Raw genomic sequence first — 14,196 nt, forward strand, 5'->3', positions numbered from 1 at the left:
TGCGGCAGGTGTGAGGGTCGCCACAACCTAGCAGCGGTTTGCAGGGATGAAAAGGGGCTGCAAAAAATCCCATGAGATGTGGTGCCCGAGGTGGCGAGGGTCACTAGAGTGACCCGCGTGAGGATCAGGCTGAGCGAGATCGCCGAGCGCTCCGGCGTGAGCATCAGCACCGTCAGCCGGGTCCTCAACGAGCAGCCCAACGTCAGCCCGCAGACCCGGCGACAGGTGCTCACCGCGATCGACGTGCTCGGCTACGACCGGCCCGTGCGGCTGCGCCCGCGCGCCGGGGGGCTCGTCGGCCTGGTGATGCCCGAGCTGGAGAACCCGTTCTTCCCGCGCCTGGCCCACCACCTCGAGCTCCACCTCTCCCGGGTGGGCCTGTCCACGGTGCTGTGCAGCCAGACCCTCGGCGGCGTGCACGAGGACGACTACGTCGCGAACCTGCTCGAGCACTCGGTCGCCGGCATCGTCTTCGTCTCCGGGGTGCACGCGCTGGTCAACAGCGATCCCGCCCGCTACCAGCGGCTGCTCGACCTGGGACTGCCGGTCGTGCTGGTCAACGGGGCGCTCGCCGGCCTCGAGGCGCCGTGCGTGTCGACCGACGACGAGGCCGCCGTCGAGCTCGCCGTGCAGCACCTCGAGCACATGGGACATCGCCGCATCGGCGCCGCGCTCGGGCAGCTGAGGTACGTCCCGGCGCAGCGCAAGAAGGACGCCTTCCTGGCCAGCGTGGAGCGACGCGGCCTGGTCCCGGACGACCTCGACGTGACCCAGCTCGTGGAGAGCACGACGTACTCCGTGCAGGGCGGGCAGAGCGCCGCCGAGCGGCTGCTGGACCGCGGCGTCACCGGCATCATCTGCGGCTCCGACGTGATGGCGCTCGGCGTCGTGCGGGCCGCCCGCGGGCGCGGGCTGCGGGTGCCGGAGGACGTGTCGGTCGTCGGGAGCGACGACAGCCAGATGATGGAGTTCTGCGACCCGCCACTCACCACCGTGCGCCAGCCCGCCGAGGCGCTCGCCCAGGCCGCGAGCCAGGAGATCGCCGAGCAGATCGCCGGCACGCCCCCGCGCGGGGGCGAGGTGCTCTACCGCCCCGAGCTGGTCGTCCGGGGCTCGACGGCCAGCGCACCGGACTGACGCCCGGCCACGCCGCCTCGCTCAGCCGAGCGCAGCCACGATCTCGTTGACCTTGTCCTTGGCGTCGCCGAAGAGCATCTGGGTGTTGTCCTTGAAGAAGAGCGGGTTCTGCACGCCGGCGTAGCCGGTGGCCATGGACCGCTTGAAGACGATGACGTCCTTCGCCTTCCAGACCTCGAGCACCGGCATGCCCGCGATCGGCGACCCCGGCTCCTCCATCGCCGCGGGGTTGACGGTGTCGTTGGCGCCGATGACCAGCACGACGTCGGTGTCGGGGAGGTCGTCGTTGATCTCGTCCATCTCCAGCACGATGTCGTAGGGCACCTTCGCCTCGGCGAGCAGCACGTTCATGTGCCCCGGGAGGCGGCCCGCGACCGGGTGGATGCCGAAGCGCACGTCGACTCCCTTCTCGCGCAGCCGCTTCGTCAGCTCCGCGACCGGGTACTGCGCCTGGGCCACGGCCATGCCGTAGCCCGGGGTGATCACGACCGACGAGGCGCCGGCCAGCAGGTCGGCGACCGCGTCGGCCTGGATCTCGCGGTGCTCGCCGTAGTCGCGGGCCTCGCCGCTCACCGCGCCGTCGGAGCCGAACCCGCCGGCGATGACGCTGACGAACGAGCGGTTCATCGCCCGGCACATGATGTAGCTGAGGATCGCACCCGACGAGCCGACCAGGGCTCCGGTGACGATCAGCAGGTCGTTGCCGAGCATGAAGCCGGCCGCGGCCGCCGCCCACCCGGAGTAGCTGTTGAGCATCGACACCACGACCGGCATGTCGCCGCCGCCGATGGCGGCGACGAGGTGGAAGCCGAGCACCAGCGCGAGGACCGTCATCAGGCCCAGCGGCACCAGCCCGATCCACCCGTCGGACAGCATGAACCACACCATCAGCACGGCGGACGCGACGAGGATCGCCAGGTTGAGCAGGTGGCGCCCCGGCAGCATCATCGGCGCCGAGCTCATCTTCGCGGCCAGCTTGCGGTTGGCGACGACCGAGCCGGTGAAGGTCACGGCGCCGATGAAGACGCCGAGGAACACCTCGCCGTTGTGGATGCCGTCGGGGGCGACGCCGACGTCGCCGAAGAGCGACGCCGCCTCGATGAAGGTGTTGTAGCCGACCAGCACGGCGGCGAGGCCCACGAAGCTGTGCATCATCGCGATCAGCTCGGGCATGCCGGTCATCTCCACGCTGCGCGCGAGCCGGATCCCGATCGTCGCGCCGACCGAGCCGGCGAGCGCGATGATCACCAGCCCCACCCAGATCGACGTCTTGTCGACCAGCAGGTCCTCGGTGAGGTAGCGCAGGACCAGCAGCAGCGTGGCGACCAGCGCCAGGCCCATGCCGGCCATGCCGAAGGCGTTGCCGCGCCGCGCGGTCTCGTGCTTGCTCAGCCCGGCGAGGGCGAGGATGAAGAGCAGCGCCGCGAGGATGTAGGCGCCGGTGACGAAGGACTCCACGCCGATCAGCCCTTCTGGAACATGTTGAGCATCCGCCGGGTGACCAGGAAGCCACCGAAGACGTTGATGCTGGCGAGCAGGATCGCGATCCCGGCGATCACCTGGACGGCGACGTTGTCGACGGGCGCCTGGAGGATCGCGCCGACCACGATGATCCCGCTGATGGCGTTGGTGACGCTCATGAGCGGCGTGTGCAGCGCGTGGTGGACGTTGCCGATGACGTAGAAGCCGATCACCACCGCGAGCACGAAGACGGTCAGGCTGGGCAGGAAGCTCGCCGGCGCGGCGGTCGCGAGGGCGAGGAACAGCACCGCGGCCAGCCCGGCGGCGTACCACCGCCGGCGGGGGTCCGGTGGCGCCTTCGCGGGCGCGGGCTCCGGTGCGGCCGGGGCGGTGGTGGTCGGCGCGGCCGAGACCTGGACCGGCGGCGGGGGCCACATGGTCGCCCCGTCCCGCGTGACGGTGATGCCGCGCTGGATGACGTCGTCGAGGTCGAGGGTGAGCCGCCCGTCCTTCTCCGGGGTGAGCAGCGTGAGCAGGTTGACGACGTTGGTGCCGTAGAGCTGGCTGGTCTGGGCCGCGAGGCGCCCGGCGAGGTCGGTGTAGCCCAGGACGGTCACGCCGCCCGCGGTGACCACCTTCTCGTCGGCCACGGTCGCCGCGACGTTGCCGCCGTTGGCCGCGGCCATGTCGACGACGACCGAGCCGGGGCGCATCGCCGCGACCGTCTCGGCGGTGACCAGGAGCGGTGCGGGGCGCCCGGGGATGAGCGCGGTCGTGATGACGATGTCGGCGGCGCGCGCCTCCTCGTCGTACATCGCCGCGGTCGCGGCCTCCTGCTCGGCGGTCATCTCCTTGGCGTAGCCGTCGGAGGAGACCTCCTGCTCCATCTCGACCGTGACGAACTGTGCGCCCATCGACTCGACCTGCTCGGCCACCTCGGGGCGTACGTCGAACGCGCGCACCACCGCGCCCAGCGAGCCCGCGGCACCGATGGCGGCGAGACCGGCGACGCCGGCACCGACGACGAAGACCCGCGCCGGCGGGACCTTGCCGGCGGCGGTGACCTGGCCGGTGAACAGCCGGCCGAACTCGTGCGCCGCCTCGATCACCGCGCGGTAGCCGGCGACGTTGGCCATGCTGGACAGCACGTCCATCGACTGCGCCCGCGAGATGCGGGGCACCGCGTCCATCGCGAGCGCGGTCACGCCGGCCGCCGCGAGGCGCTCGACGAGCTCGGGGCTGCGCGCGGGTGCCAGCAGGCCGACGACGGTCGCGCCGGGCCGCAGCCGCGCGAGCTCCTCGTCGGAGGGCGCGTTGACCTTCACCACGACGTCGCTGGACCACACGTCGTCGGAGGACCCGACGGTGACGCCCGCGTCGGCGTACGCCGTGTCGGGTTGGTCGGCCGCGGCGCCCGCGTCCTGCTCGACGACGACGTCGTAGCCGAGGGCGGCGAGCCGGGAGGCCGTGGTCGCGGTGGCCGCGACCAGCGTCTCGCCGGGACGGGACTCGCGGGGGATGCCGATGCGCACTGCTGCCTCCTGCGTGGGGCACGGGTGTCTGGCCGCGCTCAACGTACCGAACACCGAGTGCCTGCCACGGGAGTCTCAGGTGACCGTCGTCACTCGCCCCGCGGTTGGATCGATCCATGCGCGGCCGCCGGGCGGCTTCGCACCCGGGACTCGTGCTTCGCACCTGAGATCTCGGGTGCGAAGCACGAAAGTCCCCGGATATCCGGGGACTTTCGAGGAGGGCGAGAAGAGCGAGGTCAGTGCGCGACGCCGTAGAGCCGGTCGCCGGCGTCGCCGAGGCCCGGGACGATGTAGCCCTTGTCGTTGAGCTTCTCGTCCTGGGCGGCGGTGACGACCGTGACCGGGACGTCGAGGCCCTCGAGGCCGGCCTCGAGGTTGGCGACGCCCTCGGGGGCGACGAGCAGGCAGATCGCGGTGATGTCGTCGGCGCCGCGGTCGGTGAGGAACCGGATCGCGGCGGCGAGCGTGCCGCCGGTCGCGAGCATCGGGTCGAGGACGTAGCACTGGCGCCCGGACAGGTCCTCGGGCAGGCGCTCGGCGTAGGTCGACGCCTCGAGGGTCTCCTCGTTGCGGACCATGCCGAGGAAGCCGACCTCGGCCGTCGGCAGCAGCCGCATCATCCCGTCGAGCATGCCGAGTCCGGCCCGCAGGATCGGGACCACCATCGGCTTGGGCTGGGCGAGGTAGACGCCGGTGGTCGGGCCGACCGGGGTGGTGATGCCCATCGGCTCGACGCGCACCTCGCGGGTCGCCTCGTAGGCGAGGAGGGTGACCAGCTCGTCGGTCAGCCGACGGAAGGTCGGGGAGTCGGTGTCCTGGTCGCGGAGGACCGTGAGCTTGTGGGAGACGAGGGGGTGGTTCACCACGTGCAGGCGCATGGTCATCACCCTAGTGGGCGGGAGCCGTGCGGATCGAGGCAGGAGCGCGCGGGACCGGGTGCGGAAGAGGGTTGGCGGGCCTCCGCGTTTCTGCGACTCTGGACGGGTCAGACGACGCGTGGGGAGGTGTGCCGTGACCGAGCAGAGCGCCGAGGTCGACTTCGCGCTGGCCGCCTTCCGCGAGGACGGCGCCTGGCAGCTGCAGGACATCGCCTCGCCCGCCTTCGACTCCGTCGAGTCGCTGAGCCACGCACTGCGCCGGCTCCCCGGCGACGCCGGCGCCGTCGCGATGGTGGCGGTCGACGAGGACTTCTTCGTGCTGGTGCGCGTCGACGGGCCCAGCACCCGCGTCCTGCTCTCCGACGTCACCGCGGCCGACGAGTGGGAGCTGGCGCAGTCGGCCATCGACTTCCTCGGCCTGCCGCCGCCGGAGGACGACGACGTCGAGGTGCCGGCCGGCGACCTCGACCTGCTCGCCGACCTGGGGCTGCACGCGATCGACCTCGGGGCGCTCCTCGACGACGTCGAGCTCTACCCTGACGAGGTGCTCTCCGACATCGCGGGCCGGCTCGGCTTCGGCCAGCTCTTCGACGACACCGTCGGACTGACGTCTGCATGACGTACGAGGACGCGATGCGCCTGGCCCTGGCCGAGGCGCGGTCGGCGCTCGTCGGTGACGACGTGCCGGTCGGCGCCGTCGTGCTCGACGAGGCCGGCGCCGTCCTCGGCACCGGCCGCAACACGCGCGAGGCCGAGGGCGACCCGACGGGTCACGCCGAGGTGGTCGCGCTGCGTGCCGCCGCGGCCGCCCGCGGCGGGTGGCGCCTCACCGGGTGCACGCTGGTCGTGACCCTGGAGCCCTGCACCATGTGTGCCGGCGCCCTCGTCCTCGCCCGCGTCGACCGGCTCGTGTTCGGGGCGTACGACGACAAGCTGGGCGCCGTCGGCTCGCTCTGGGACGTCGTGCGCGACCGTCGGCTCAACCACCGCCCCGAGGTGGTGGGCGGTGTGCTCGCCGAGGAGTCCACCGCGCTCCTCGACGGCTTCTTCGCCTCCCGCCGCTGACGTCCGCCGGGCCGGGGCGGGGCGGGGTGGCCCCCTGCGCCGGGCCGGGGTAGTCCAGTGGCCAACCGCTGTCCTGGACACCCCGGGACGACGCCTGGCCACTGGACTACACCCCCGGGACGACGTCTCGCCACTGGACTACCCCGCGAGGGCGGCGGCCTCCCGCGCCCGGCGCTCGACCTCGGCCCAGTCGCCGCGGGCGACGACGTCGGCGGGCGTGAGCCACGAGCCGCCGACGCAGCCGACGTTCGGGAGGGCGAGGTACGCCGGGGCCGAGGCGGCGGTGATGCCGCCGGTCGGGCAGAACCGCGCGTCCGGCACCGGGGCAGCCACGGACTTCAGCCAGGGCGCGCCGCCGGCGGCCTCGGCGGGGAAGAACTTCATGTCGGTGAAGCCGGCCTCGAGGACCGCGAGCACCTCCGACACCGTCGAGGTGCCGGGCAGGAACGGCAGGCCGGTGTCGGCCATCGCGCCGAGCAGCGCGGGGGTGGCACCGGGCGAGACGAGGAACTGCGCGCCGGCGTCCTGGGCGAGCTTGGCCTGCCCCGGGGCGACGATCGTGCCGGCGCCGACGAGGATCTCGGGCACCTCGGCGGCGATGGCGGCGATCGCGTCGAGGGCGACCGGCGTGCGCAGGGTGAGCTCGATGGCGGGCAGGCCGCCCGCGACGAGGGCACGGGCGAGCGGGACGGCGTGGGCGAGGTCGTCGACGACGACGACCGGCATGACCGGGACGACGTCGAGGACCGACCTGGTGACGGACTGGGTGGAGCCGGTCGAGGGCTCAGGCGTGCTGGACAACGGGGACCTCCGGGCTGGGCATGTCGAACGCGGGGAAGACGCTGGCGCCGGCGTCGGCCGGCCCGACGGTGGCGCGGAACGCGGCGAACAGCTCGCGTCCGGTGCCGGCGAACTCCTCGCCGACCGGTGCGCGGCCGGTGGACGGACGGTGCCGCAGCGCGTCCTCGTCCTCCACGAGCAGCCGGCCCGACACGGCGTCGACGGTGAGGACGTCGCCGTCGACGACGCGCGACAGCGGTCCGCCGAGCGCGGCCTCGGGCGTGACGTGGATGGCGGCGGGCACCTTGCCGGAGGCGCCGGACATCCGGCCGTCGGTGACGATCGCGACCCGCTGGCCGCGGTCCTGGAGCACGCCGAGGGCGGGGGTGAGCTTGTGCAGCTCGGGCATCCCGTTGGCCGCCGGCCCCTGGTAGCGGATGACTGCGACCAGGTCGCGGCCGTCGAGGCGACCCTCGGCGAAGGCGGTGAGGAAGTCGGCCTGGTCGTCGAAGACCAGCGCGGGCGCGGTGACGACCCGGTGCTCGGCCTTCACCGCGGACGTCTTGATGACGGCCGTGCCGAGCGGACCGGTGAGCACCTTGAGGCCGCCGTCCGCCGAGAACGGGTCGTCGGCCGGGCGCAGCACGTCGTGGTCGAGGCTGGCCTTGGGGCCCTCCTCCCAGGTCAGGTCGTCCCCGCGCAGCACCGGCTCGCGGGTGTAGAGCGACAGCCCGTGCCCGGCGACCGTGCGTACGTCCTCGTGCAGCATCCCTGCGCCGAGCAGCGTGTGGACGAGGAACGCGATGCCGCCGGCGGCGTGGAAGTGGTTCACGTCGGCCTGGCCGTTGGGGTAGATCCGGCACAGCAGCGGGACGACGGCTGACAGGTCGGACAGGTCCTGCCACGTGAGCGCGATCCCGGCGGCGCGCGCCATCGCGACGAGGTGGAGCGTGTGGTTCGTCGAGCCGCCGCTGGCGAGCAGCGCGACGCACGCGTTGACGATCGTCCGCTCGTCGACGAGCTCTCCGACCGGCGTCGGCTCGCCGCCTTGCCGGGTGATCGCGACGGCCCGCGCGGCGGCGGCGCGGGTGAGCGCCTCGCGCAGCGGCGTACCGGGGTTGACGAACGACGAGCCCGGCAGGTGCAGGCCCATGACCTCCATCAGCAGCTGGTTGGAGTTGGCGGTGCCGTAGAAGGTGCAGGTGCCCTTCGAGTGGTAGGACGCCGCCTCCGCCTCGAGCAGCTCCTCGCGGGTCGCCTTGCCCTCGGCGTGCAGCTGGCGCACCCGCGCCTTCTCGCCGTTGGGCAGCCCCGAGGGCATCGGACCGGCGGGCACGAAGACCGTCGGCAGGTGGCCGAAGGACAGCGCGCCGATCAGCAGGCCGGGGACGATCTTGTCGCAGACGCCGAGCAGCAGCGCGCCGTCGAACATGTCGTGGCTCAGCGCGATCGCGGTCGACATCGCGATCACGTCGCGGCTGTAGAGCGAGAGCTGCATGCCGTCGCGGCCCTGGGTGATGCCGTCGCACATCGCCGGCACGCCGCCGGCGACCTGGGCGAGCCCACCCGCACGGACCGCGGCCTTCTTCAGCACCGGCGGGTAGTCGACGAACGGCTGGTGGGCCGAGAGCATGTCGTTGTAGCTCGTGACGATCGCCAGGTTGGGCTTGGTGCGCCCACGCAGCGCGGTCTTCTCGGTCGGCTCGCTCGCGGCGAACCCGTGGGCGAGGTTGGCGCAGCCGAGGTCGGTGCGCGCGGCCGGACCGGTGCCGGCGGCGGCCCGCACCCGGGCGAGGTACGCCGCGCGGCTGGCGCTGCTGCGCTCCACGATGCGGGCCGTCACCTCGGCGACGACGGGGTGGATCTGCTGGTGGCTCATTCGATCTCCTGCCAGGCCCGGCCCTCGCGCTCGAGGAGCATGGCCGCTGCGGTCGGGCCGGACGTACCGGCGGGGTAGCGCTTCGGGGGGACACCGGCGGCCTGCCAGCGCCGGAGGACCGGCTCGACCCACGTCCACGCCGCCTCGACCTCGTCGCGGCGCATGAAGAGGGTCGGGTTGCCCTTGATGACGTCCATGAGCAGGCGCTCGTAGGCGTCGGGCGACCGCTCGGAGAACGCGGTCGCATAGCTGAGGTCGAGCGAGACCGGGTGGAGGCGGATCCCGCCGGGACCGGGCTCCTTGGCGGTCATGTGCAGCCGCATGCCCTCCTCGGGCTGGAGCTGGATGTGCAGCCGGTTGCCGAGGACGGCGCCCTCGGAGTGGGGGAACATCGCGTGCGGCGGCTCCTTGAAGACCACCACGATCTCGGAGAGCCGGCGGCCCATCCGCTTGCCGGTGCGCAGGAAGAACGGCACGCCCGCCCACCGCCAGTTCTGCACCTCCGCGCGCAGCGCGACGAAGGTCTCGGTGCCGCTGCCCGGGGTGCCGTGCGCGGCGCCGAGGTCCTCGTCGTACGACGGCACGACGGCGCCGTCGACGACGCCCTGGCCGTAGCGCCCGCGGACGGTGTCGCGGTCGACGTCCTCGGCGCTCATCGGCTTGAGCGCCTGGAGCACCTTGAGCTTCTCGTCGCGCACGGTCTCGCGCCCGACGTAGGTCGGGGGCTCCATCGCGACCAGGCAGAGCAGCTGGAGCAGGTGGTTCTGCACCATGTCGCGCAGCGCGCCGGAGGTGTCGTAGTACGCGCCGCGCTCGCCGACGCCGAGGGTCTCGGCGACGGTGATCTGCACGTGGTCGACCCACCGCGAGTTCCACAGCGGCTCGAGGAAGGTGTTGGCGAAGCGGGTGACGAGGAGGTTCTGGACGCTCTCCTTGCCGAGGTAGTGGTCGATCCGGAAGACCTGGTGCTCCTGGAAGACCCGTCCGACGGCGTCGTTGACCCGGCGGGCCGAGGCGAGGTCGGTGCCGACCGGCTTCTCCATCACGACGCGGGAGGTGGGCTCGACGACCCCGATCTCGTCGAGCCGGTCGCAGATCGGGCCGAAGAGCGCGGGGGCGACCGCGAGGTAGAACACCCGCACCTGGCCGCGGTCGTGCTCCTTGAGCAGGCCGTGCAGCAGGTGCCACCCGTCGGGGTCGCTCGCGTCGACGGTGAGGTGGTGGACCCGATCGAGCATCCGGTCGACCGCGACCGGCTCCAGCTCGTCGGCGGGGACGTGGCGCCCGAGGGCCTCGCGGGCCATCGCGCGGTAGCCGTCGTCGTCGATCTCGCTGCGCGAGGCACCGACGATCCGGAAGTCGCGCGGCAGCTGGTGCTCGCGCTCGCGGTGGTAGAGGGCCGGCAGGAGCTTGCGCAGCGCCAGGTCGCCGGTGCCGCCGAAGACGACGAAGTCGCACGCCGGCAGCTCGGTCGCGAGCTCGGTGGTCGGGAGGGTCACTCGTCCACCGTAGAGGACGTTGGGTCTTTTGTGATCCCTTGTTCGGTCTTTTTCGTGCATAAGTAGGCGGGGCTTAGGATCCCCACGATGAACGAGACCGCCGGCGACCTGCTCGCCCTGCTGCGCAGCGGACGCGCCCACACGCGCTCCGACCTGCGCCGCCTCACGGGCATGTCGCGCACCGCCGTCGTCGCCCGGGTGAGCGCGCTGTCCGAGGCGGGGCTCGTGCTGCTCGGCGAGGAGCTCGCGAGCACCGGCGGCCGCCCGCCCGGCAGCCTGGTCTTCGACGTCCACGCCGGGGTGGTGCTGGCCGTGGCCATCGGCCGCTCCCGCAGCCAGCTCGCGACCTTCGACCTCGGCGGCACCGAGCTCGGCTCGGTGTCCGTCGAGCACACGGTCGGGGCCGGCCCCGACGAGGTGATGCCGCCCCTGGCCGAGGAGCTCGCCGGGCTGGTCCGCGACGCCGGGCGTCCCGTGCTCGGCGTCGGGCTGAGCCTGCCCGGCACGGTCGACCCGGTCCGGGCGGTCAGCATCGACTCACCGGTCATGGCCGGCTGGGACGGCGTCGACCTCGCGCCGTACCTCTCCTCCGTCACCGACGCCCCGCTCCACGTGGGCAACGACGCCGACGTGCTCGCGCTGTCCGAGCGCCTGGGCCATGCCGCGTCCTACGACGACCTGCTGGTCCTCAAGGTCTCCACCGGCCTCGGCCTGGGCATCATCGCCGACGGCCGGGTGGTCAGCGGGCACCTCGGCGGGGCCGGCGAGATCGGGCACGTCCGGACCGAGGCAGCCGCAGGCCGGGCGTGCCGCTGCGGCGGCGAGGGCTGCCTGGAGACCGTCGCCGGCGGCTGGGCGCTGGTGGCCCAGTTCGTCGAGCGCGGCCACGAGGCCAGCCACGTCCGCGACCTCACCGCGCTCGCGCTCAGCGGCGACGCCGACGCCAAGGCGATGCTCCGCGAGAGCGGGCGGCTCGTCGGGGAGGTGGTGGCCATGGCCATCACGCTGCTCAACCCGCACGCCCTGGTCGTCGGTGGCGACATGTCGGCCGCCTTCGACGTCTACGCCGCCGGACTGCGCGAGAGCATCTACGCCCGCGCGACCGCGATGGCCACCCGCGACCTGCAGGTGCTGCCGTCGACCTACGGCGACCGCGCCGGCCTGGTCGGCTGCGCGGTGCTGGCGCTCGACAACGCGCTCGCACCGGCCGCCGTCGACGCGATGCTGCTCGAGGGCGTCCGCCTCGGCGACACCGTCGACGACTGACCGCTCGCGCCGCGCGGCGTACGCTCGCCGCCATGACGCAGGTCCGCCGCGCGACCCCGGCCGACGCCGGCGTGCTCGCCCGGCTGCTGTGGGACTTCAACACCGAGTTCGACTCCGAGACCGACCCGGCCGCCGTGCTGGCGGTGCGCTTCGAGCGGCTGCTGGACCTCGCGACGGCGTACGCGGTGCTGGCCGAGGACGACGCCGACGCGGTGGGCTTCGCGCTGGTCACGCTGCGCCCGGCGATCTGGTTCGACGGGCCGGTCGCCACCCTCGACGAGCTCTACGTCGTGCCCCGCCTCCGCTCGGCCGGGATCGGCACGCAGGTGCTCGACCTCGCCCGCGCCCTGGCCCGCGAGGCGGGCGCCCCCGAGATGCACATCAACGTCGACGAGGTCGACGCCGATACCCGGCGCTTCTACGAGCGGCACGGCTTCGTCACCGTCGAGGACGGCACCGACTGGCGGATGCTCTGCTACGTCGGGAGCACGCTCGCTGGTTGAGGTGGTTCGCTGGTTGAAGAGGTTCGCTGGTTGAGGTGCGAGGAGCGCCAGCCCGCCTCGCTGGTTGAGGTGCGAGGAGCGCCAGCGACGAGCCTCGAAACCTGCGACACCGCGACCGAGTGGTTTCGAGGCTCGCTCCGCTCGCACCTCAGCCACCGAGGGATCCGCTCGCACCTCAACCACCGAGGGATCCGCTCGCACCTCAACCACCGAGCGCTCCGCTCGCACCTCAACCACCGAGGGAGAGGGCGAGCTGCTCCTCGTCGGTCAGCAGTCGCGAGCGGGTCAGGAACCTGACGCCCTCCGGCGCCTCGAGCGAGAAGCCGGCACCGCGGCCGGGCACCACGTCGATGGTGAGGTGGGTGTGGCTCCAGTACGCGAACTGCGCCGCCGACATCCACACCGGCACCGCCCGCTCGAGGCCGACGTCGAGGTCGCCGAGGTGCACGTCGGAGCCGCCGACGCGGAACTCGCCGTCGGGGTAGCACATCGGCGCGGACCCGTCGCAGCAGCCGCCGGACTGGTGGAACATCACGGGGCCGTGGAGGCCGGTGAGGCGGCGGACCAGGTCTGCCGCCTCACCGGTGATCGCGACCCGGGAGGGTGGTGACGGCATCAGAAGAAGCCGAGCTTGTCCGGGGAGTAGGACACCAGCAGGTTCTTGGTCTGCTGGTAGTGGTCGAGCATCATCTTGTGGGTCTCGCGGCCGATGCCGGACTGCTTGTAGCCGCCGAACGCCGCGTGCGCCGGGTAGGCGTGGTAGCAGTTGGTCCACACCCGGCCGGCCTGGATCTCCTTGCCCGCGCGGAACGCGCGGGCGCCGTCACGGGTCCACACGCCGGCGCCGAGGCCGTAGAGCGTGTCGTTGGCGATCTTGAGCGCGTCGGCCTCGTCGTCGAAGGACGTCAGGGCCACGACCGGGCCGAAGATCTCCTCCTGGAAGATCCGCATCGAGTTGTCGCCCTCGAAGACCGTCGGCTGCACGTAGTAGCCCTCGGCGAGGTCGCCCTCGAGCACGTTGCGCGCGCCGCCGGTGAGCACCTTGGCGCCCTCGGCGCGGCCGATCTCGAGGTAGGACAGGATCTTGTGCAGCTGGTCGCTGGAGGCCTGCGCGCCCATCATCGTGTCGGTGTCGAGCGGGTTTCCCTGGACGACGGCCTCGACCCGGGCGATCGCGTCCGGCACGAAGTCGCTGTAGACCGAGCGCTGCACCAGCGCACGCGACGGGCAGGTGCAGACCTCGCCCTGGTTGAGCGCGAACATGGTGAAGCCCTCGAGCGCCTTGTCGTAGAACGCGTCGCGCTCGGCGGCGACGTCCTCGAAGAAGATGTTCGGGCTCTTGCCGCCAAGCTCGAGCGTCACCGGGATGATGTTCTCCGAGGCGTACTGCATGATCAGCCGGCCCGTGGTGGTCTCGCCGGTGAAGGCGATCTTGGAGATCCGCGGCGACGACGCGAGCGGCTTGCCGGCCTCGACGCCGAAGCCGTTGACGATGTTGAGCACGCCGGGCGGCAGCAGGTCGCCCACCAGCTCGGCCACCTTGAGGATCGACCACGGCGTCTGCTCGGCGGGCTTGAGCACGACGGCGTTGCCGGCGGCGAGGGCGGGCGCGAGCTTCCAGACGGCCATGAGGATCGGGAAGTTCCACGGGATGATCTGGCCGACGACGCCGAGCGGCTCGTGGAAGTGGTAGGCGATCGTGGTCTCGTCGATCTCCGAGATGGTGCCCTCCTGCGAGCGCAGCACGCCCGCGAAGTAGCGGAAGTGGTCGACCGCGAGGGGCAGGTCGGCGTTGAGCGTCTCGCGGACGGCCTTGCCGTTGTCCCAGGTCTCGACGACGGCGAGGTCCTCGAGGTGGGCCTCCATCCGGTCGGCGATCTTGAGCAGGATGTTGGACCGCTCGGTGGCCGACGTACGCCCCCAGGCGGGTGCGGCGTTGTGCGCGGCGTCGAGGGCCTTCTCGATGTCCTCGGCGGTGCCGCGCGCGACCTCGGTGAAGGGCTTGCCGTTGACCGGCGAGATGTTCTCGAACCAGCCGCCCCTGACCGGGTCGACCCACTCGCCGCCGATGTAGTGGCCGTAGCGGCTCTTGACCTCGATCGCCGAGTCGGCGGTGCCGGGGGGTGCGTAGACGCTCATGTGCTGCTCCAGGGTGCGTGGGGACGTGACCGTCGTCACGCTAGGAACGCGCACGTT

Annotated in this window: 13 protein-coding genes; 5 read left to right on the forward strand and 8 right to left on the reverse strand. The window is 72.4% G+C overall.

What is annotated here, in order from left to right:
- The first annotated feature begins 117 nt into the window (after window positions 1–117).
- Entirely contained in the window at window positions 118–1,137 is a 1,020-nt protein-coding gene (locus tag KDN32_RS20065; protein WP_211734189.1) for a LacI family DNA-binding transcriptional regulator, read from the forward strand.
- 21 nt (window positions 1,138–1,158) lie between these two features.
- On the opposite strand, the gene pntB is transcribed toward KDN32_RS20065, so the two are convergent.
- The 3 genes from pntB to upp all read right to left on the reverse strand — a co-directional run bounded on the left by pntB (window position 1,159) and on the right by upp (window position 5,008).
- Window positions 1,159–2,601, reverse strand: coding sequence for a Re/Si-specific NAD(P)(+) transhydrogenase subunit beta (pntB, locus tag KDN32_RS20070; protein ID WP_372446600.1), 1,443 nt, complete (start codon window positions 2,599–2,601; stop codon window positions 1,159–1,161).
- The gene (locus KDN32_RS20075) at window positions 2,601–4,130 is read right to left on the reverse strand and encodes a Re/Si-specific NAD(P)(+) transhydrogenase subunit alpha (RefSeq protein ID WP_211734191.1); all 1,530 of its coding nucleotides are present in this window, start codon (window positions 4,128–4,130) and stop codon (window positions 2,601–2,603) included. The genes pntB and KDN32_RS20075 overlap by 1 nt, the downstream gene beginning before the upstream one ends.
- Before the next feature lie 236 nt (window positions 4,131–4,366).
- Window positions 4,367–5,008 carry a uracil phosphoribosyltransferase gene (gene upp / locus KDN32_RS20080; RefSeq protein WP_211734193.1) on the reverse strand — a complete coding sequence of 214 codons (642 nt, stop codon included), beginning with the start codon at window positions 5,006–5,008 and terminating at the stop codon, window positions 4,367–4,369.
- A gap of 133 nt (window positions 5,009–5,141) precedes the next feature.
- Between upp and KDN32_RS20085 the strand changes: the two genes are divergently transcribed.
- Together KDN32_RS20085 and KDN32_RS20090 are read left to right on the forward strand one after the other, a co-directional pair.
- Entirely contained in the window at window positions 5,142–5,627 is a 486-nt protein-coding gene (locus KDN32_RS20085; RefSeq protein WP_307854238.1) for a tRNA adenosine deaminase-associated protein, read from the forward strand.
- Window positions 5,624–6,073, forward strand: coding sequence for a nucleoside deaminase (locus KDN32_RS20090; RefSeq protein WP_249217273.1), 450 nt, complete (start codon window positions 5,624–5,626; stop codon window positions 6,071–6,073). The genes KDN32_RS20085 and KDN32_RS20090 overlap by 4 nt, the downstream gene beginning before the upstream one ends.
- Before the next feature lie 138 nt (window positions 6,074–6,211).
- Here the strand turns inward: KDN32_RS20090 and eda are convergent, their stop codons facing one another.
- From eda to zwf, 3 genes are read right to left on the reverse strand one after another with little or no spacing between them, the layout of a single operon-like run.
- Window positions 6,212–6,874: a bifunctional 4-hydroxy-2-oxoglutarate aldolase/2-dehydro-3-deoxy-phosphogluconate aldolase gene (eda, locus tag KDN32_RS20095; RefSeq protein WP_249217274.1), complete on the reverse strand. Its 663-nt coding sequence runs from the start codon at window positions 6,872–6,874 to the stop codon at window positions 6,212–6,214.
- Window positions 6,858–8,732: a phosphogluconate dehydratase gene (edd, locus tag KDN32_RS20100; protein ID WP_211734197.1), complete on the reverse strand. Its 1,875-nt coding sequence runs from the start codon at window positions 8,730–8,732 to the stop codon at window positions 6,858–6,860. The genes eda and edd overlap by 17 nt, the downstream gene beginning before the upstream one ends.
- The gene (gene zwf, locus KDN32_RS20105; RefSeq protein ID WP_307854240.1) at window positions 8,729–10,231 is read right to left on the reverse strand and encodes a glucose-6-phosphate dehydrogenase; all 1,503 of its coding nucleotides are present in this window, start codon (window positions 10,229–10,231) and stop codon (window positions 8,729–8,731) included. Before zwf ends, edd begins: the two co-directional genes overlap by 4 nt.
- Before the next feature lie 87 nt (window positions 10,232–10,318).
- On the opposite strand from zwf, the gene KDN32_RS20110 reads away from it, so the two are divergent.
- Window positions 10,319–11,497 carry an ROK family transcriptional regulator gene (locus KDN32_RS20110; RefSeq protein ID WP_211734201.1) on the forward strand — a complete coding sequence of 393 codons (1,179 nt, stop codon included), beginning with the start codon at window positions 10,319–10,321 and terminating at the stop codon, window positions 11,495–11,497.
- Window positions 11,498–11,529: 32 nt separating this feature from the next.
- Window positions 11,530–12,000 (forward strand): GNAT family N-acetyltransferase, encoded by a 471-nt coding sequence (locus KDN32_RS20115; RefSeq protein ID WP_211734203.1) that lies wholly within the window; start codon window positions 11,530–11,532, stop codon window positions 11,998–12,000.
- 229 nt (window positions 12,001–12,229) lie between these two features.
- Here KDN32_RS20115 and KDN32_RS20120 read toward each other — a convergent pair whose 3' ends face one another.
- On the reverse strand, window positions 12,230–12,616 hold the full coding sequence (locus KDN32_RS20120; protein WP_211734204.1) for a DUF779 domain-containing protein: 387 nt from the start codon (window positions 12,614–12,616) through the stop codon (window positions 12,230–12,232).
- Window positions 12,616–14,139: an acetaldehyde dehydrogenase ExaC gene (exaC, locus tag KDN32_RS20125; RefSeq protein ID WP_211734206.1), complete on the reverse strand. Its 1,524-nt coding sequence runs from the start codon at window positions 14,137–14,139 to the stop codon at window positions 12,616–12,618. Before exaC ends, KDN32_RS20120 begins: the two co-directional genes overlap by 1 nt.
- Window positions 14,140–14,196 lie beyond the last annotated feature (57 nt).

Origin of the sequence: Nocardioides palaemonis, assembly GCF_018275325.1 — a bacterium.
GTDB lineage: Bacteria > Actinomycetota > Actinomycetes > Propionibacteriales > Nocardioidaceae > Nocardioides > Nocardioides palaemonis.

Bases quoted from the DNA above. Each gene is read 5' to 3' on its own strand.
- KDN32_RS20110 (WP_211734201.1), top strand. From the start codon at position 10,319: ATGAACGAGACCGCCGGCGACCTGCTCGCCCTGCTGCGCAGCGGACGC.
- exaC (WP_211734206.1), bottom strand. From the start codon at position 14,139: ATGAGCGTCTACGCACCCCCCGGCACCGCCGACTCGGCGATCGAGGTC.
- KDN32_RS20115 (WP_211734203.1), top strand. From the start codon at position 11,530: ATGACGCAGGTCCGCCGCGCGACCCCGGCCGACGCCGGCGTGCTCGCC.
- edd (WP_211734197.1), bottom strand. From the start codon at position 8,732: ATGAGCCACCAGCAGATCCACCCCGTCGTCGCCGAGGTGACGGCCCGC.
- KDN32_RS20090 (WP_249217273.1), top strand. From the start codon at position 5,624: ATGACGTACGAGGACGCGATGCGCCTGGCCCTGGCCGAGGCGCGGTCG.
- KDN32_RS20120 (WP_211734204.1), bottom strand. From the start codon at position 12,616: ATGCCGTCACCACCCTCCCGGGTCGCGATCACCGGTGAGGCGGCAGAC.
- upp (WP_211734193.1), bottom strand. From the start codon at position 5,008: ATGCGCCTGCACGTGGTGAACCACCCCCTCGTCTCCCACAAGCTCACG.